Source organism: Streptomyces sp. NPDC054847 (genome assembly GCF_053610925.1).
Window position 1 is genome coordinate 1 of the sequence record NZ_JBSGZJ010000811.1, and the last position, 1,036, is coordinate 1,036.

Genomic DNA, 1,036 nt, shown 5'->3' on the forward strand with positions numbered 1-1,036 from the left:
GACGGGGGCGGGGGAGGCCTTACGCGGGGGAGGGGGCGGCCAGCCGGGTCGTGAGGAACGCGGCGACGGCGGCGGCCGTGGGGTGCTTCCACACCAGCGTGGCGGGCAGCTTCAGACCCAGCCGCCGCTCCAGGCCGCGCCGCAGGACCTGCGTCATCACCGAGTCCAGGCCCAGTTCGGTCAGGGGCCGGTGGACGTCCAGCCGCTCGGCGCTCAGCCCGAGTTCGGCCTCGATCTGCCGGCCGACCTCGGCCAGCAGCAGCGCGCCCAGCTCCTCCTGCGTGAGCCCGTCGGCCCGGAACGCGGCCGCGTCGTCCGGCCCGTCCGCCGCCTTACCGCCCGGCGCGGACAGCTCACCGAGGACGGGCAGGCCGGTGGCGCCGGTGACCGGCAGGACGGCGACATAGGGCCGCGCACCGCAGCCCAGCGCGTACTCCCAGGCCCGCAGCGCGTCGGCCGGCTCGACGGAACCGCTGCCGCGGTCGGCGAGTTCGGCGTCGACGAAGTCGCTGACGGCCATGCCCACGCCGCGCCACGACGTCCACGCGTAGGCGGTGCTGCCTCTGTCGCCGGCCGCCTGCCGGTGGCGGGCGAGGGCGTCGAGGCAGGCGTTGGCGGCGGCGTAGCTGGACTGGCCGGTCAGGCCCAGCTGGTAGCCGACGGAGGAGAACAGCACGAAGAAGTCGGTGCTGCCGGGCGGGAACAGCTCGTGCAGCACCAGCGCCCCGCCCGCCTTGGGCGCCAGCACCCGCTCCAGCGACGCTTCGTCGAGGTCGCCGAGCATCCGGTTGTCCAGGACTCCCGCGGCGTGCACCACACCGCGCACGGGCGGCAGGCCGAGCGCGTCGGTGTCCAGCGCCGCGCGGGCCGCCGCCTTGTCGGCGATGTCGACGGCCACGCTCGTCACGCTCACCCCGCGCGCCTCCAGCCGCCTGACCGCCTCGATACGCCGCACGGTGGCCGGGTCGCTCTGGGCGGGCCAACCGCGGCGCGGCGGCAGGGCCGTGCGGCCCGCGAGCAGGATCCGCCGCGCGCC

1 protein-coding gene is annotated in these 1,036 nt (G+C 76.8%); it reads right to left on the bottom strand.

What is annotated here, in order from left to right:
• Positions 1-19 precede the first annotated feature (19 nt).
• Positions 20-1,036: beta-ketoacyl reductase (locus tag ACWGH4_RS35395; RefSeq protein ID WP_453468041.1), on the bottom strand; the 1,017-nt coding region annotated here is incomplete at its 5' end.